Source organism: Anaerostipes hominis (ex Lee et al. 2021), assembly GCF_002270485.1.
Classification (GTDB): Bacteria; Bacillota; Clostridia; order Lachnospirales; family Lachnospiraceae; genus Anaerostipes; species Anaerostipes hominis.
The window spans coordinates 61,439-78,065 of sequence record NZ_NQOG01000008.1 but is presented as its reverse complement, the minus strand read 5'-3'; the positions used below and the strand labels follow the sequence as shown (position 1 = coordinate 78,065).

Below are 16,627 nucleotides of genomic sequence, written 5' to 3'. Positions count from 1 at the left end.
TTATGGTTATTGTATACCAAATTCACCCATCAAAAAAAACCTAGGTTTTATCTGTTTTTTCTATTCCATTTATGTTATGCTTTTGTCAGGCAATTAATATTTTTTATTTTATTAGTAATATATCTCGTTTTTATTAATGAATATTAATTAATAAATATTTTTTTGATTAGGAGGATTTATGGCTTCAAAAAAAAAGGTTACTACAAAAGATATCGCAAGATATGCAAATGTTTCCCAGTCCGCAGTGTCAATGATTCTGAACAAAAAAAACAATGTATCTTTTTCTGAGGAAACAAGGCTCAAAGTTTTAAATGCGGCAAAGGAACTCGGATATGAAAAAAAGAAAAAGAAGGAAGCTCAGTTGGTCGGGCTTTCCAAAGTGATTGTCATCATGTGTCCTTTCTTATCCAATCACTACTATTCGATTCTTGTCCATTCTATCACAGAGCGCGCTCACGACTACGGATATGTCACTTTCGCGGCCCCTACTCTGAGGAATCCCAACACCGAGCAGTTCTACCTGAATATGATCCAGGATTTTGACGCGGCGGGCATCGTCTACCTGTACCCGACTTCGTGGCTTGAGGATGTAAATGAAATGTCCAAACATATCCCCGTGATCAACATCGGAGACAAAAATGACGACATCATGTTTGACTCCATCCATGTCAGCAGCACCAAACCGGCTTATCTGGTAGCAGAGCACCTGCTCTCTCTCGGACACCGAAAAATCACCTACGTTTCAACGCCCATGAGTACGATCGAGCGTTCCCGGTCCAAGCGCTTTGAGGGACTGAAAAAAGCCTTCTATGAGCATGGCTTTGATCCGGAAAATGTCACCTGCCGCTCTGTGTCGACCGGTGAGTACAACACCCTTTCCCCGAACATGCTGGAGTATTCCTGCGGCTTTAACCTGACCAAAGAAATCCTTACCGAGGGAACAGATTCCACTGCATTTGTGGCCTACAACGACATGGTCGCCCTGGGAATCTTAGATGCCCTTTTTGATATGAAGTACAAGGTTCCGAACGATTTTTCTGTCTGCGGCTTTGACAACATTCCCATGGCAGACATGCGAAGGATCTCCCTCACAACGGTGGAACACTCTATCGAGGCCAAGGGGCGGGAGGCAGTGGATATCATAGTGAGACACAGGGAATCCAAGACGAAAAACAGGCCGAGGAGCTTCGTGACAAAACTTGAGTTTGAGCCGTTCATCGTCAAAAGAAAAAGTACCGGAAAAGCCAGGAACACCTAGCGTTTCCGGTACACAGTCTCTCCCTCCTTCAACGTCTCCGTCACCTTGATGTCTTTCAGTTCTGAGATAGGTGTTTTCAGTGGATTCCGATCGAGGATCACAAGGTCTGCAATTTTTCCTTCGGCTATACTCCCTTTTTTGTCTTCTTCAAAATAAGCATAGGCCCCGTTGATCGTCACGGCTTTCAGCGCCTCATAGACACTGACCCGCTCCTCTTCTCCCAGGCTCTTTCCTTCCCGGGTCATGCGGCTTGCTGCACACCACACCGTATGCAGCATGTCCGGAGGAACCACCGGCGCATCCTGATGAAAATTCACACAAAGCCCCTGCTCAAATGCAGACTTGGCAGGACTTATGGCTTCTGCCCTTTCTTCTCCCAGATTCTTTAAATGAATGTCACCCCAGTAGTAAACATGGTCTACAAACATAGACGGGATCATACCAATGTTTTTCATCCTGAGAAGCTGATCTTTCCGCACTGTCTGACAGTGGATCATGACCGGCCTCAAATCATCGTCTTTTGAGACACCGCACTGTTCCATAGCGTTTTCAAAACTGTCGATCCACTGCTGAGAAGCCGCGTCTCCGTTGCAGTGAGCGAGGATCTGTACACCGCTTTCTATGGCATCCCGGACATATTTCTGTACTTTCTCCCGTTCCATTGCCGGATATCCCCGGTACTTTTCTTCTCCCACATAGGGTTTCGACAGCCACGCGGTCTTTCCCTGTGGAGATCCGTCCAGGATCACTTTCCGTCCGCCCAGTTTCATGTGATTCCAGTATGTTTTTTTAAGCTCTGCATATTCCCGCTCCAGCTTTTCAGGTTCTTCACCGACGAGAACATAAGAAACCACGTCTGCTTTCAGCAGCCCCTCTTTCGCAGCCTCAAATAAAGCCTCCACATCCTGTCCGGATGCCGCACCGTCCTGAACCGTAGTAATTCCATAGGACAGGTAAAGTTCCTGGGCTTTCTCTATCTGTGCTTTCGGGTCCCTTGGAATCTTTGCATATACCTGAGCCAGAAGCAGGTTCAGTGCCTTCGTCTCTTCCGCATACCCGTCCGGTTCCATAGTTCCCGGTATCCTGCCAAATCTGGAGCCTTCCATATTCGGTGTCGACGCGTCGATCCCTGACTCTTTTAATAAAACTGAATTTCCAACCCCCATATGCCCGGACGCATGCAGGACAAATACGGGTACTTGATCTGACACTTCATCCAATATATGTTTATCCGGGTGCTTCTTTTCTTCCAGAAAATTGTGGTCATACCCCACACCTATGACAGCCCCGCCTGCACCAATCTTTTTTTCCTTCTGAAATGCAGCCAGGCGCATTTTGATATCTGAAAAGCTTTCGCATCCGGACAAATCTGCAAACTGTGAAAACTGTGCCACAAGAGAAATATGACTGTGTCCGTCTATAAACGCCGGCATCAGGGTCTTCCCGTTAAGATCTATCATCTCCGGATGCTGCGCAGCCCTCACTGCTTCTTCCAGGCTTCCTGTGAATGCAATGATCCCGTCCGATATCAAAACCGCCTCCGGCTCTGTCTGGGTGTCTTCCATTGTGAGAATATTCCCGTTATAGTATATCCTGTCCATCTGATCCCTTCCTCTCTGTAAATCATTGTCCCTGTTAGGATTTACAGACCGGGACATTTTTACTCCTCCGGTCAGCCCAAAATCTTCAAATCTTCAGAACCGATCCCTGCCGTCACGTGGCAGAACTGCCCAGGCACTTCTCCGTCCATATGAAAGAATTGAGGTTTCTCCATAAAAAATTCTGCCTTCCGGCAGCGGAAGCTGTAAACACCCGGACAGCCAATATGCTTTCCCCCTGGTACTTTGGACAGCAGACGAATCATCTTTGCCTTTGATATGCCTGCCACAATACACAGATTCAGAAAACCGTCATCCGGCCGGGCATCCGGTGAAAATTTCAGGCCCCCGCCCTCATAAGGCAGGTTATGGACCGATGCAAACAGCACATCATGAAATATTTCTTCTCTGGAATCATCAAGAACCAGGCGCACCGCAAACAGTTCAGCCGCAAACAGGCCGCGAAGACCGATCCCCAGATAAGTCAGTTTTCCCATGTGGAGCCGGTTCATCAGCTTTTTTGTCTTTGCGTGATTGACCATATGGCACACCCGTGCGTCATATCCTATCCCGGAGCTGACGAGGAAACACCCGGAGTCATCGGGAGCAAAAGTGTTTCCCACATTGATCACGGCCCCGTTCTCATCTGCTAAAATGCTCCTGAGCCTCTCTTTCGGGTCTTTTGAATACCCCATCCCCCTGGCAAAGTCATTGCCGGACCCTGCATTTGGATTTACAATAAAATAATACATTATCATCCCCTATAAGCAGAGAAAAGCCCCTTTTAAAAGGAGCTTTCCGTCATATGAATACTATACCGTGATCTCGGCTGTCATACCGAGCATTTCTTTATTTTCATCCAGGATCGGCTTTATAACTTCACTGACAAATTCCTCTGTCTGCTGCGGTGCACGTCCCACGAAATTTTTCGGTTCCATAATCGCTTCCAGCTGTTCCATCGTCATTCCGAAGGAAGGATCGTTCGCGATTCTCTCCAACAGGTCGTTTTCTTTTCCTTCTTCTTTGACTATTTTCCCGGCCGCCATAGAATGTACACGGATCTTCTCATGAAGTTCCTGGCGGTCTCCGCCTGCTTTTACTGCGTCCATCATGATATTTTCCGTTGCCATAAACGGAAGTTCTTTCATGAGGCGGCTTTCAATAACCTTAGGATAAACGACCAGACCATCCACGACATTCAGGTACAGATCCAGAATGCCGTCAATAGCAAGGAATCCTTCCGGCACAGAAAGACGCTTATTGGCTGAGTCATCCAGAGTTCTCTCAAACCACTGGGTAGAAGCTACCAGCGCAGGATTCATGGCATCTGAGATCACATAGTCAGCCAGGGAAGCCATACGTTCGCTTCTCATCGGATTTCTCTTGTATGCCATAGCGGAAGATCCGATCTGATTCTTCTCAAACGGCTCCTCTACCTCCTTCAAATGCTGGAGGAGGCGGATATCATTGGAGAACTTATGGGCAGACTGTGCGATGCCGCTTAATATATTCAGTACTCTGGAGTCGATCTTTCTTGAATAGGTCTGTCCGGATACCGGCTGGCACTTGTCAAATCCCATCTTTTCAGCAATCATACCGTCGATCTTTTTGATCGTGCCGTGGTCTCCCTCAAACAGTTCCAAAAAGCTTGCCTGAGTCCCAGTCGTTCCCTTGGACCCGAGAAGACGCATATTATCGATAACATGGTCAAGATCCTCCAGATCATACACAAGATCCATCAGCCAGAGGCTTGCCCGTTTTCCGACTGTTGTCGGCTGTGCAGGCTGGAAATGCGTAAAACCAAGGGTCGGAAGGTCTTTGTATTCTACAGCAAACTTGGAAAGCTCAGCAATCACGTTCACAAGCTTTTTCTTCACAAGCTTTAATGCCTCTGTCATGATGATAATGTCAGTATTGTCTCCAACATAGCAAGAAGTAGCTCCCAGATGGATAATCCCTTTAGCATTAGGGCACTGCTCTCCATAGGCATAAACATGGGACATCACATCATGGCGGACTAACTTCTCACGCTCTTTTGCAACATCATAGTTAATGTCTTCCGCATGTTCTTTCAGCTCGTCGATCTGTTCCTGTGTAATAGAAAGTCCCAGTTCCTTTTCCACTTCGGCCAGTGCGATCCACAGTTTCCTCCATGTTTTGAACTTCATATCCGGTGAAAAGATATACTGCATCTCTTTACTGGCATATCGTTCGGATAAGGGGCTCTGATATTTATTGTTCATGAATTCTTCTCCTTATTTATCATAATCTCCGCGGATATCTTCCTTCGGCGGTTCCATCGGATATTCTCCCGTAAAACAGCCTTTGCAGATCGACAGCCCCTCAGAGAGCTGTTCCAATCTCTCAGTCTTTAAGTATCCCAGGCTGTCCGCTCCAATCAGATCACAAATTTCATCAATACTTCGGTTATACGCTATCAGCTGCTCTCTGGCAGGAACATCGGTCCCAAAATAACACGGCCATAAGAACGGCGGAGAACTGATTCTTACGTGGACCTCACTGGCTCCCGCCTCTCTGAGCATGGAGATGATCCGGTCGCTGGTTGTACCCCGGACGATAGAGTCGTCGATCATGATGACTCTCTTTCCTCTTACAGATTCTTTTAAGACATTCAGCTTAACCTGCACGCTGGACTCCCGGCTGCTCTGCTTCGGTTTGATAAATGTTCGTCCCACATAAGTATTCTTCACGAAAGCTGTTCCATAAGGGATCCCCGATTCCAGAGAGTAGCCCAGTGCAGCGGCATTGCCGGATTCCGGCACTCCCACGACGACGTCCGCATCCACCGGCGAATCGATCGCCAGATATTTTCCCGCCTGAAGTCTTGACTGGTACACGCTGACTCCGTCGATACAGCTGTCCGGCCGCGCAAAATAAATGTATTCAAAGACACATCTGGCAGCTTCGCCCTTTGGAAGGCACATACTGCAGTCCGACTGAATGCCGTCTTTTGTGATCGTAACGATCTCACCCGGCTCCACATCCCGGACAAACTCAGCGCCTACCGTGTCCAGAGCACAGGTCTCGGACGCCAGGATATAGGCATTGTCTCTCTTTCCGATGCAGAGCGGCTTAAAGCCATATGGATCTCTTGCCCCAATGAGCTTCCTCGGAGACATCACCACAAGAGAGTATGCGCCCTTTATCTTGCGGATGGCCTTTGCCACTGCGTCTTCCACACTGTGGGTATTGACCCTCTCCCTGGCAATATGGTAAGCGATCACTTCAGAATCTATGGTCGTCTGAAAAATAGCTCCGGAATATTCCAGTTCATGCCTTAACTCCAGCGCATTGATCAGATTACCGTTGTGGGCCAGACCCAGAGTACCTTTGACATAATTTAATACGAGCGGCTGCGCATTCTCGGGACAGCTCTGTCCTGCAGTAGAATACCTCACATGGCCGACACCGATATCGCCTTTCAGTTCGCCTAAAGACTCCTGGGTAAAGACTTCATTACAGAGTCCCATACCCTTCCTGGAAGAAACCTTCCTTTTCGGACCATTGGTATCGGAAACCGCGATCCCGCAGCTTTCCTGTCCCCGGTGCTGAAGCGCAAATAAACCATAATAAATCGTAGAAGCCACGTCATTGCCGTCAAAATCATAGACTCCGAAGACGCCGCACTCTTCTCCTAACTTGTCAAAACGTTCTATGTCCATTTTCAAGCCTCTCTGTGAATAAATTATAAACCAAGTCTTCTGTATACTTCTTCGTATGCCTCTTCCACGTCTCCTAAATCTCTGCGGAAACGGTCCTTGTCTAATTTCTGGTTTGTCTCTAAATCCCAAAGGCGGCATGTGTCCGGAGAGATCTCATCTGCTAAGATGACTTCATCTTTATAGCGGCCGAATTCGATCTTAAAGTCAACCAGTTTAATGCCGATCTTTTTGAATTCCTCGATCAATGCCTCATTTACTTTAAATGCATACTCAGTGATACGTTCTACTTCTTTGCGGTTGGAGATACCGATGGCATAAGCAAAATATTCGTTGATCAATGGGTCCCCAAGATTATCATCTTTGTAGCTGAATTCAAGGGTAGGCTCTAACAGTTCAAAGCCTTCCTCGATCCCGAGTCTCTTGGAAAAGCTTCCTGCAGCCACGTTGCGGACGATTACTTCCAAAGGCACGATCTCCACCTTTTTTACGACTGTTTCACGGTCGCTGAGTTCCTGTACATAGTGTGTCGGAACACCTTTTTCTTCCAGCATCTTGAACATGTAGTTGGACATGCGGTTATTTACAACGCCTTTTCCGATGATGGTTCCTTTTTTCTCTCCGTTGAACGCTGTCGCATCATCTTTATAGTCGACAATTAATAAATCCGGATCTTCTGTTGTAAATACTTTCTTCGCTTTTCCTTCATATAATAATTCCTGTTTCTCCATGTCTTATCTCCTTTATTCTTCTGCTTTCACTGCATTGCCCCGCTTTGGAGGCTTCCTCACAAATAGTATCACATATAAAATACCAGTGCAATATCTTCTATCGCACTGATTTTTATTTTTCGACATCCAAAAAAATTATTGGTTATCCTCTAAAAGAATGGTATCCGGCTGTATCACACCCCGTTTCAGTTTGGTATAGAAGATCCTTCTTACGGCCTTGTCAATGACGGATTCCTCGATCTTTCCATCTTTCACCGCACGCTTTACGGCCTTGAATGCCTGTCCCAGATCCTCAGGCATAACGACAATGTTCACGCCTGCTTTTATGGCTTTCACCGCCGCTTCCCCTGAGGTATAGCTGTCTGTGATGGAATTCATATTCATGGCGTCGGTTAAAATGAGCCCGTCGTACTCAAGCTCGTCTCTCAGAATGTCCGATATCACCCGCTGGCTTAAACTGCACGGCTCTTTCTCATCCGTCACATTGGTGAGAATCAGATGGGAAACCATGACGGCATCCGCGTCTGCCTCCATACCGCTTTTAAATGGAAGAAACTCTTTTTTTCTCAGCTCCTGGATGGACTGTTTGGTCTCCGCCGCTCCCCTGTGGGTATCTCCAAGGGCATCGCCGCTTCCCGGAAAATGCTTTAACGTGGCTGAAATTTGCTGCTTCTGCATATTTTTTACCAGCGTCTTTACAATAGCAGCCACTTCTTTGGCATCAGAGCCGAAAGCCCTATTTCCGACCTCCGTGTTGTTTTGATTGGAGAGCACATCGGCCACCGGCGCCAGATTCATATTGATCCCGAAGGCCTTAAGCTGTCTGCTCTGTTCCTTCCCCATCTCTGCGATCTGCCGGTCCGTATAAGTCTCCCCGATCTCCCTGGCGTCAGGATACTGGCTGACTGCATCCGGAAGCTTGGAGGCGATCCGCGAGACGCTGCCTCCTTCCTCATCTGCCGCTATGAACAGCGGTATGTGGGAAGCACTCTGAAGGTCTTTGATCAGCTGCTTTAACTGCTTTTCGGAATTAACATTCTTTGAAAACAGAACGATCCCTCCCACAGGATACTTCTTCATGGTCTTCTTCATCGTTCCGGTTACTTTGGTCTGGTTCTTGCTGCCCGAACCATCCAGTGAATACATAGATACCATAAAGAGCTGCCCGATCTTTTGTTTCAGTGTCATCTCCTTTGTGATATCCTTTGCCATGCCCTGAAGGGTAGCTTCGTCCAGATCTTCTGTTTTTGTATAGTCCTTTTTGCCGTCAATGTTGCACCCGCATAATAAAAGACAGAGTGCCAGCAGCATGCATGTAATACGTCTTCTCATCATAGAAATTCCTTTCTTCAATGAAGTTATTATAGCATGTAATGGCACTTCTGTCATTGTCCTTACTTTTAAAACTTTGTGTCCTACGGAAGAATCGGAAACAGGATCATAGCCTTAAACTGATCTCCGTCGATCCCGATCTTAAATTCTCCCCCGCAGTTTGCAGTAAAGCTGTCTGCGATCGAGAGTCCCAGGCCGTTCCCTTCACTGGTCCTGGATTTTTCTCCTCTGTAAAAGCGTTCCATGATCTCCTCCTCAGTAAAGTTCATCTCATAACCGGAAGTATTCTGGACCGTCAGGCAGACTCTGCTGCCCTGATTTGAGATCGTGGCAAAAATCCTTGTACCTTTGAGGGAATACTTCAGTGCATTTTCCAATATATTCTGCACTACCCGGTACATACGGTTCACATCCCCCTTAAATTTCGTATGCTCTGCTTCACACTGAAACTTCACTTTAAAACCGGACTCTTTGATCTGATCACTCATATCCTCGAGGGTCTGTTCCATCAGTTTCTTGAGATCCATCGGCTCCAATGTGACCTTGGCCTCACCGCTGGTAGATTTCGCAAGTTCAAACAGATCAGCAATCGTATTTTTCAGTCTCTCCGTTTTCTGATTCAGTATGGTCACATAATCCCTTGCCTCCGGAGACAGTGTCCTGTCTCTCGCAAGAAGGTCCACATAGCTGATGATCGACGTAAGCGGCGTTTTCAGGTCATGGGATACATTTGTGATCAGGTCGATCTTCATGCGCTCCCCTTTCATCTGGTCCTGAAGGGATTTGTCCAGGCCGCTTCCGATATTGCTCAGCTGTTTCGACGCGTTATAATACAGGGATTCCTTCGGTATGTCTGCATCGGCTTTCAGATCTCCCTCCGAGATTCTCTCGATCTGCCGGATCAGTTTTCCAAGATCCCTCTGCTGCCTCGCAACCTCATCAAAATGTTCTCCCAGATATTTCATTCCAAGGAGACCCACACAGAGGGCGATCACTGCCAGAATAGGCGACCAGTCGATCATAAACAGCCCTGCAAAGAAAATTGCAAGCATGAGGTACTTTCCTTTTCGGTAGATTGAAAGCCGTTCCACGGCCAGACGGTCTGCAAACTCCAGAGCTTCTTTCTCCGCCTCCCGTCTCTGCCTGTTCCTGCGGTACCATCTCCGGGCCGTGCCCACACAAAGTGTGTGTTCTAAAAATGTCCCTTCCTTCAGGCGCCAGACCGTTGTCTGCAGGCAGATGGAGAATACGCTCCCGATCATCAGCAGTACGATCCCTGCAAATGTCATGATCGGTATCAGTTCTTCCTGCCGAAGGGCACCGATGGATGCAGTCGCCACCGTTCCTGCGACCAGGAACAGGCCAAATCCTATGACGCAGAGAATCACTTCGTACCAGATGCGGTCTATATTTTTGAAGAACCTGGCACGGCTTTTCTGAAGTGCAAACAGCACTGACAGAACAAGCAGCCCCAAAACCTCTGCCCCCAATAATATAGACAGTTTGATCATCAGTTCTTTCCTCACATCCGGAAACGTCTTGTAATGTTTATTCAGCGCATTATAATATCCATCGTAGAAACCGACTTCGATCACTGCAGACTCAAGTCTCTGCTGCTTAGCATCGTCAATAAAAAATGTCTGAGGCAGGGAAAGGCTTCCCCTGTTCATAGAGTTTCCGCTGATATTGTAAAAATCCGACGGTGACATAACATTATCTTCGTATTCATCATTATAAGTCTCATCCGTATTTGCATTGCTTGCATATTTTGCTCTTATACTTTTGTTGGGATTCAATCCATACCCCAGCGTATCGTTTCTGTTGATCACAATCTTTTTCTTAAATACAGGTTTTCTTACTGTCCTGGCATCGGCACCGTATTCTTTCGTCACAGCTTTTTTGCCGTAAGGCTGGATCGTAAGTTTTGCCTTTACAAAAATCTCGTTTTCAAGATTGGACGGGAGTTCTGATTCAACATCATCATAATTCTGGTCCATCAGATTATTCTCTTTCACCCATTTGTTTAAAATCCGCTGGACGGCGTGCACATAGTAATCGGAGTCTTCCATCCGCTCACCTTTTTTGATCGTTGTGAAATCCAGTCCGTCATTATAATTATCCATGGTATGCATCTGATAGATGCCGAACAGCACTCCGCCTACCATGGCAATGCTCACCGCAGCAATCAGTCCGCTGTTAATCCATTTTTTCCATTTTGTATCCAATTCCCCATACCACCTTTAAATATTTTGGGTTCTTCGGATCGATCTCGATCTTTTCACGAATCCTCCGAATATGAACCATCACTGTGTTTTCTGTTGCATATGCTGCTTCTTCCCAGACTCTTTCATAGATTTCTTCGGCGGAAAAAACTCTGCCTGGATGCCTCATCAGGAGATTCAGTATCTTAAACTCTGTAGCCGTGACTTTCACCGGTTCCCCGTCCACATAAATACACTTACCGTCCAGATCCAGTGTCAGTCCACCAAGGATCAGCCTGTTCTTATCTTCCGGCCCTGCTGCTTTGCTTCCGAGCTGTAAATATCTGCGAAGCTGGGATTTTACCCTTGCAATCAGCTCATCCGGCCGGAAAGGTTTGCTGACATAATCGTCTGCCCCCATGGAAAGTCCTAAGATCTTATCGCTCTCCTCCGTCTTAGCAGACAGGATGATGATCGGAATGTTTTTGCTCTCCCGGATCTTCATGGTAGCAGAAAGTCCGTCCATGCCCGGCATCATAATGTCAATAATCAGAAGCTGGATATCCTGCTCCACGAGCACATCCAGAGCCTCAAGACCGTTATAGGCGGGAACTACATCGTATCCTTCCAGTTCCAGGCGCTTTTTGATCGCTCCTACAATCTCTCTGTCATCATCTACTACTAAAATCTTGGGCTGTGCCATAGTCTTCCTCCTCTTTTTCTTGATAACCACAGTGTATCATCCAATTCTGAGATTTCATTGAATACAATTCTGAAAAAAGTCTTACAATCAGTATTTCTTTTTATTATAACAGAACCTGATGTCCGGATGAAACAAAAAGGATCTGCATATTCTAAAGCCATAACCATTTGGAAAGGAGCCTATATGTCAAAATTTGAACCAAACCTTTTAATCCATGAAAAATCACCTTATCTGCTCCAGCACGCACACAATCCGGTGCGCTGGTATCCATGGGGTCCCAAAGCCTTTAAAAAAGCCAGAGCTGAAGACAAGCCTGTATTTTTGAGTATCGGCTATGCCTCCTGTCACTGGTGCCATGTAATGGAGGAGGAATCTTTCGAAGACCATGAGGTAGCAGAGCTTTTAAACAAGCATTTTATTTCTATTAAAGTAGACCGGGAAGAACGCCCGGACATTGATTCCGTCTATATGTCTGTCTGCCAGGCAATGACCGGTTCCGGAGGCTGGCCCATGTCTGTTTTTATGACACCTGACCAGAAACCGTTTTTTGCGGCCACTTATCTGCCCAAGACTTCCCGATACCAGCTGACAGGCCTCATGGACCTGCTGCCCCGAATCTCTCTCTTATGGAAACAGGACCGGGAACGCCTTTTAAAAATCGGAAATGAGATCACTGACCAGCTGAATACAAATCGAAGGCCGTCAGAAAATGTTTCCCTATCAGAAGATGTCCCGGCTCAGGCTTTGGCAGAACTTAAAGCATCCTTTGACAAAGTCAACGGTGGGTTTGGCACAGCGCCCAAATTTCCGACTCCGGCAGTGCTGCTGTTTCTGATTCACCAATACAAACTGTGCGGTGATAAGGACAGTCTGTTTATGGCAAAGCACACACTTCTTTGTATGTATCGGGGAGGAATCTTTGACCATATCGGAGGAGGCTTTTCCCGCTATTCAACTGATGACCGCTGGCTGGTGCCCCATTTTGAGAAGATGCTGTATGACAATGCACTTCTTTTAGAGGCATATGGGGAAGCCTATGCATGCTGTAAAAATTCTCTCTTTCCCGAAATCGTTGATGCGGCCGTCTCCTATGTCTTAGAAGAACTTTCTCATCCCGATGGAGGCTTTTACTGCAGTCAGGATGCAGACAGCGAAGGGGAAGAAGGGAAGTACTACACTTTCACCCAAGATGAAATCCTTCACGTTCTGGGAGAAGAAAAAGGCAGCCTTTTCTGCCGCCGCTATGATATTACGGACCGCGGCAATTTTGAAGGCAAAAACATCCCGAATCTGCTGAACCATTCTGTTCTCCCGGATGACCCGGAGGACTTACAAGAGATGAAGGAGGCCCTTTATCTTTACCGAAAGAAGCGGACCAGTCTTTCCACAGACAAAAAAATACTGACTTCCTGGAATTGCCTGATGATCTCTGCTCTCACAAAAGCATCCCGGATCTTCGGACGAAAGACATTCCTTTATGCCGCACAAAAAGCAGAATCTTTCCTTGACAAACATTTAAGAAAAAACGATGGCCGCCTGTTTCTCCGGTGGTGCGGCGAGGAAGCGGCTTATGACGGCCAGCTGGAGGACTATGCTTTTTATTCCCTGGCCATGCTTTCCCTCTATCGCTCCACTTTTCTGGAAGAATACCTTAAAAAGGCAGTTCAGGCGGCAGACCTCATGATCTCTCTGTTTTTTGACCGGGAACACGGCGGGTTTTTCCTCTATTCCAGTGAAAGCGAGGCACTGATCTTAAGACCGAAAGAACTCTATGACGGCGCCCTGCCTTCCGGCAACTCCGCTGCCCTCCATGTGCTCTCGATCTTATCTGAAATAACCGGAAGGTCCATATACAGAGACTGCATGGATCAGACTTTTTCTTATTTTTCTGCAGATCTGTCTGTCCATCCTTCTGCTTACTGTTATGCCCTGACCGTGCTGTCTTCCCAGTTTCATCCGTCCAGACAGCTGGTCATCACGGCAAAAAAAGAGAGCCTTCCCGAAGAATTCCTGGAACTGCTCTCCAGACGTCAGATGACTGACTTAACCGTACTGGTCAAAACAGAGCGAAACAAAGATATGCTGGCTGCCATTGCTCCGTTCACGAAAGAATATCCGGTGCTTCCGGATAAAATATCCTGCTACCTCTGCCGGGGACGGGCCTGTCAGGCTCCGGTCTTTGACGCAGAAAGCCTGGAAGCACTCTTAAAGGAGGCGGATTAACTCGGCCGCCTGTTCCGGCGTCATGTGATGGTGAAGGACCCCATTGATCTTAAGATTGGGGCCTTTGCCGCACTGCCGGGTACATCTGCCTTTCACAATTTTAACGGAGATTCCCTGTTCCCGTTCTTTCTGCTTCCCTGCAGCTTCCACAGCCCTCAATATTTCAAGGGCTTTTCCTGCCCCGCAGGACGGACCGGTGCAGACCTGGATCTCATATTTTTCTGAAACTTCCTTAAATTCAGGATACTTTTTTACAAATGCGGCAAGAAAGGACGGCTTGACCCCAAGCCGCAGGGAAGCTTCTTCCTGCACCGCTTTCGGGATGCATCCCAGCACCTCCTGGATCTCCCGGAGGGCAGAAAGAATCTCTTCCTGTTCTGCCGGCTTCCCCTGCCTCTCATAAAACTTTAGGATCTCACCGACACGTAGATTCATGTTCTCTCCTTCTGACTCTGTTCAAAGCTTCCCCTGTCCGTGATCATATCAAGGACCTTCAGTTTCTGGTCCCAAAAAGTATATCTCACTCTGCAGCACAGACTTTCCTTGATCCTCCGGTCCATTGCCCCGTGTTCCGGCGCAAGAAGCTCATTTCCGTCTCCGGAGAGGAGCTGGGCCCGGAGTTTTAAGTCCCCCTGTCGGATGATGATCCTGGATTTCCAGTCTGTCTTTACTTTAGCGCCCAGGTAAGTACCTATCTTATATTCCTTTCCGTATAAATTCAGCGCCGCAAGCACCCCATCGAAATGAAGGCCTGCAATCGGTATTTTTGCCGCCGCCAGCATCAGGCTGTTCTTTCCGCTGTCGGGAAATATGCTCTGGGACCAGAGGTAGGCATCCGGAAAAGATCCGCCCCAGTCCTTTTCAATGTATCCTGTCCCCTGGTCAAAGTTCATCTTATATCCGTTCAAAGTGACTTCTCCGAAAAGCTGATGCCGCATACTGATGATCCCATGGCGGCACTGCATTCCGGGCACATGCCGGAACGGCCCCATAATATCAGAAGAAAGCGGATGAATATTTTTATAAATGATCCTCCCCTCAAGGCTTAATCCTTCCTCATGGATATTGAGAAGAATGCCCCGCTCAGAAAAAATGCTTACCGGCCCCTCTCCTCTTCCCGTATCCAGGACTACATGAAACTTCTGTCCCGATCCGCAGAAAGCCTCAGCCTTCCAGGAAAAATACCATGACTGCTCCTTTGTGATCACCTGAAGGGATGAAAATGCATTTCCTTCCCGGTCAATATGATAAGCTGGTATGATCGAAAACATCTGATCCCCTTTCTGGTGTTTTAAATACCAGCCCTCAAAATAATTCTTCTTTCTTTTTGTCCCCTGAAATGCATTCGGGTTTTTCATGTGTTAAATCCTCCTTTGCTGGATTGTCAATTAAATTTCCTTTATAGTCAAATCTGGAACCATGGCATGGACAGTCCCAGCTTAATTCCTCCGGATTCCACTGGAGGATGCATCCTAGATGCGGACAGGTCAGAGAAACTACGTGGACAATTCCCTTCTCGTCTCTATATGCCCCGGCCTTTTTCCCTTCGTATTCGATCACACCGCCCTGTCCCTTTTTAAGATGCGCCGCCTCTTCATCTGGAATCTTCATTCTCTCCAGTACAAAGTTCCTGGCAGTCACCATCCCCTCTTTTGCCAGCGATTTGGCTGATGCCTTCAGATGAAGCCTCTGAGGTGAAAATACATGGGCAAAGGCATTCCTCTTTTCTATAATATAATCTGTGATCAAAAGAGCAGATGCCATGGAAGAACTCATCCCCCACTTCTTAAATCCTGTTGCCACATACCATCCCGTCTTTGAAAAAGAGTAATATCCAATATAAGGAATAGAATCAATGGTCATACAGTCCTGTGCGGACCAGGCGCTTTCCACCCGGCAATTTCCCCAGTACTGGCGGGCATTTGACTCAAGCATCTGATACTGCCCTCCCAAAAGATTCTCACCCGTCCTGTGGCCTCCGCCGCCGAATAAGAGATATGGTCCGTAAGGCCGAAAAGACAGGCCGTTGTTTGGATCGACTCCCAGATACATATCTTCTATATGATCAGTCCCCGTGAGAGCCAGAACGTAGCTCCGTTCCTGATGCATTCGAAGAAAATAATATCCGGGCCGGTTCATGATGGGATAATGGGTCGTAAAGACGATATTCTCCGCCTCAACGATTCCCCGGTCCGTGATAATTTTGTTCCTCTCCACATCTGTGACAAGGGTCTGTTCATAAATCTCCAGCCCTTCCGCCGCTGCTTTTAAAAATTTCAGCGGATGAAATCTGGCCTGTCCAGTATACCTGACTGCCCCTTTCACGGAAAAGGGGAGTTCTGTCTGTGACGTATAATCAGCCGGAAGGCCAAGTGACTGTGCCGCGTGTACTTCTTCCTTCAGCGCCTCTTCCTGATAATTGGAGTATAAATAGGAAGAGCATTCTTTAAAATCACAGTCGATCTGATGATCCTTTATCAATTCCCTGTATTTTCTCACCGCAGTCTGGTTCATCAGTGCATATTGCCTTGCCTGTTCCCTTCCGACTTCACGGATCAGCTTTTGGTAGATCAGACCATGGGAAACTGTAATTTTTGCTGTAGTCCCCTTTGTCTGTCCGCTGCCGATTCTGTCTGCCTCCAAAACGAGAACTTCTCTTCCCTCCAGTGCCAGGAGATACGCTGTCAAAATTCCGGCTATGCCCCCGCCGATCACTGCAGTCTCAACTTTTTTTCTCCCCTGAAAAGCCGGGAAAGAAGGCATATCCACAGTCTTTTCCCAAATCGTATCCACAAAAATCCCTCCCTTCAATTATTTTTCTTTTTAGGATGGCTCAAATTAATCCGGACTATTCACGGCAGAATTATCAGCACTCATATGAATTGAGTGCTAATTTTCTCT

General features: G+C 47.2%; 13 protein-coding genes. 2 read left to right on the top strand and 11 right to left on the bottom strand.

The genetic code is table 11. The features are described from left to right. The first annotated feature begins 178 nt into the window (after nucleotides 1-178). The gene (locus tag CI597_RS09485) at nucleotides 179-1,258 is read left to right on the top strand and encodes a LacI family DNA-binding transcriptional regulator (protein ID WP_024728439.1); all 1,080 of its coding nucleotides are present in this window, start codon (nucleotides 179-181) and stop codon (nucleotides 1,256-1,258) included. Here the strand turns inward: CI597_RS09485 and CI597_RS09480 are convergent. The 8 genes from CI597_RS09480 to CI597_RS09445 all read right to left on the bottom strand — a co-directional run bounded on the left by CI597_RS09480 (nucleotide 1,255) and on the right by CI597_RS09445 (nucleotide 11,503). After that, nucleotides 1,255-2,859 carry an amidohydrolase gene (locus CI597_RS09480; RefSeq protein ID WP_024728440.1) on the bottom strand — a complete coding sequence of 535 codons (1,605 nt, stop codon included), beginning with the start codon at nucleotides 2,857-2,859 and terminating at the stop codon, nucleotides 1,255-1,257. The two genes, CI597_RS09485 and CI597_RS09480, sit on opposite strands and share 4 nt — an antisense overlap. Before the next feature lie 71 nt (nucleotides 2,860-2,930). Beyond that, nucleotides 2,931-3,608: a diacylglycerol/lipid kinase family protein gene (locus tag CI597_RS09475; protein ID WP_024728441.1), complete on the bottom strand. Its 678-nt coding sequence runs from the start codon at nucleotides 3,606-3,608 to the stop codon at nucleotides 2,931-2,933. Nucleotides 3,609-3,668: 60 nt separating this feature from the next. Further along, the gene (gene purB / locus CI597_RS09470; RefSeq protein ID WP_024728442.1) at nucleotides 3,669-5,099 is read right to left on the bottom strand and encodes an adenylosuccinate lyase; all 1,431 of its coding nucleotides are present in this window, start codon (nucleotides 5,097-5,099) and stop codon (nucleotides 3,669-3,671) included. Nucleotides 5,100-5,111: 12 nt separating this feature from the next. Then, nucleotides 5,112-6,539, bottom strand: coding sequence for an amidophosphoribosyltransferase (gene purF, locus CI597_RS09465; RefSeq protein ID WP_024728443.1), 1,428 nt, complete (start codon nucleotides 6,537-6,539; stop codon nucleotides 5,112-5,114). A gap of 23 nt (nucleotides 6,540-6,562) precedes the next feature. Continuing rightward, nucleotides 6,563-7,267: a phosphoribosylaminoimidazolesuccinocarboxamide synthase gene (gene purC / locus CI597_RS09460; RefSeq protein WP_024728444.1), complete on the bottom strand. Its 705-nt coding sequence runs from the start codon at nucleotides 7,265-7,267 to the stop codon at nucleotides 6,563-6,565. 135 nt (nucleotides 7,268-7,402) lie between these two features. Further along, nucleotides 7,403-8,602 carry a glycoside hydrolase family 3 protein gene (locus CI597_RS09455; protein ID WP_235824591.1) on the bottom strand — a complete coding sequence of 400 codons (1,200 nt, stop codon included), beginning with the start codon at nucleotides 8,600-8,602 and terminating at the stop codon, nucleotides 7,403-7,405. Nucleotides 8,603-8,682: 80 nt separating this feature from the next. Further along, complete coding sequence (locus tag CI597_RS09450) at nucleotides 8,683-10,824, bottom strand: sensor histidine kinase (RefSeq protein WP_024728446.1); 2,142 nt, start codon at nucleotides 10,822-10,824, stop codon at nucleotides 8,683-8,685. Then, complete coding sequence (locus CI597_RS09445) at nucleotides 10,796-11,503, bottom strand: response regulator transcription factor (RefSeq protein WP_024728447.1); 708 nt, start codon at nucleotides 11,501-11,503, stop codon at nucleotides 10,796-10,798. Before CI597_RS09445 ends, CI597_RS09450 begins: the two co-directional genes overlap by 29 nt. A 183-nt stretch (nucleotides 11,504-11,686) precedes the next feature. Between CI597_RS09445 and CI597_RS09440 the strand changes: the two genes are divergently transcribed. Then, nucleotides 11,687-13,726: a thioredoxin domain-containing protein gene (locus CI597_RS09440; RefSeq protein ID WP_024728448.1), complete on the top strand. Its 2,040-nt coding sequence runs from the start codon at nucleotides 11,687-11,689 to the stop codon at nucleotides 13,724-13,726. Here CI597_RS09440 and CI597_RS09435 read toward each other — a convergent pair. The 3 genes from CI597_RS09435 to CI597_RS09425 are packed head-to-tail and all read right to left on the bottom strand — an operon-like array spanning nucleotide 13,709 to nucleotide 16,519. Then, entirely contained in the window at nucleotides 13,709-14,161 is a 453-nt protein-coding gene (locus CI597_RS09435; RefSeq protein WP_024728449.1) for an NAD(P)H-dependent oxidoreductase subunit E, read from the bottom strand. The two genes, CI597_RS09440 and CI597_RS09435, sit on opposite strands and share 18 nt — an antisense overlap. After that, on the bottom strand, nucleotides 14,158-15,084 hold the full coding sequence (locus CI597_RS09430; RefSeq protein WP_024728450.1) for a tocopherol cyclase family protein: 927 nt from the start codon (nucleotides 15,082-15,084) through the stop codon (nucleotides 14,158-14,160). The genes CI597_RS09435 and CI597_RS09430 overlap by 4 nt, the downstream gene beginning before the upstream one ends. Beyond that, a complete protein-coding gene (locus tag CI597_RS09425) occupies nucleotides 15,032-16,519 on the bottom strand; it encodes an FAD-dependent oxidoreductase (RefSeq protein WP_024728451.1) in 1,488 nt (495 codons plus the stop codon). The genes CI597_RS09430 and CI597_RS09425 overlap by 53 nt, the downstream gene beginning before the upstream one ends. Between the last annotated feature and the right edge of the window lie 108 nt (nucleotides 16,520-16,627).

Excerpts from the sequence above, each read along its gene's own strand:
- CI597_RS09440 (WP_024728448.1), top strand. The coding sequence starts at position 11,687 with ATGTCAAAATTTGAACCAAACCTTTTAATCCATGAAAAATCACCTTAT.
- CI597_RS09445 (WP_024728447.1), bottom strand. The coding sequence starts at position 11,503 with ATGGCACAGCCCAAGATTTTAGTAGTAGATGATGACAGAGAGATTGTA.
- purB (WP_024728442.1), bottom strand. The coding sequence starts at position 5,099 with ATGAACAATAAATATCAGAGCCCCTTATCCGAACGATATGCCAGTAAA.
- CI597_RS09475 (WP_024728441.1), bottom strand. The coding sequence starts at position 3,608 with ATGTATTATTTTATTGTAAATCCAAATGCAGGGTCCGGCAATGACTTT.
- CI597_RS09435 (WP_024728449.1), bottom strand. The coding sequence starts at position 14,161 with ATGAATCTACGTGTCGGTGAGATCCTAAAGTTTTATGAGAGGCAGGGG.
- CI597_RS09430 (WP_024728450.1), bottom strand. The coding sequence starts at position 15,084 with ATGAAAAACCCGAATGCATTTCAGGGGACAAAAAGAAAGAAGAATTAT.
- purF (WP_024728443.1), bottom strand. The coding sequence starts at position 6,539 with ATGGACATAGAACGTTTTGACAAGTTAGGAGAAGAGTGCGGCGTCTTC.
- CI597_RS09485 (WP_024728439.1), top strand. The coding sequence starts at position 179 with ATGGCTTCAAAAAAAAAGGTTACTACAAAAGATATCGCAAGATATGCA.
- purC (WP_024728444.1), bottom strand. The coding sequence starts at position 7,267 with ATGGAGAAACAGGAATTATTATATGAAGGAAAAGCGAAGAAAGTATTT.
- CI597_RS09455 (WP_235824591.1), bottom strand. The coding sequence starts at position 8,602 with ATGATGAGAAGACGTATTACATGCATGCTGCTGGCACTCTGTCTTTTA.
- CI597_RS09480 (WP_024728440.1), bottom strand. The coding sequence starts at position 2,859 with ATGGACAGGATATACTATAACGGGAATATTCTCACAATGGAAGACACC.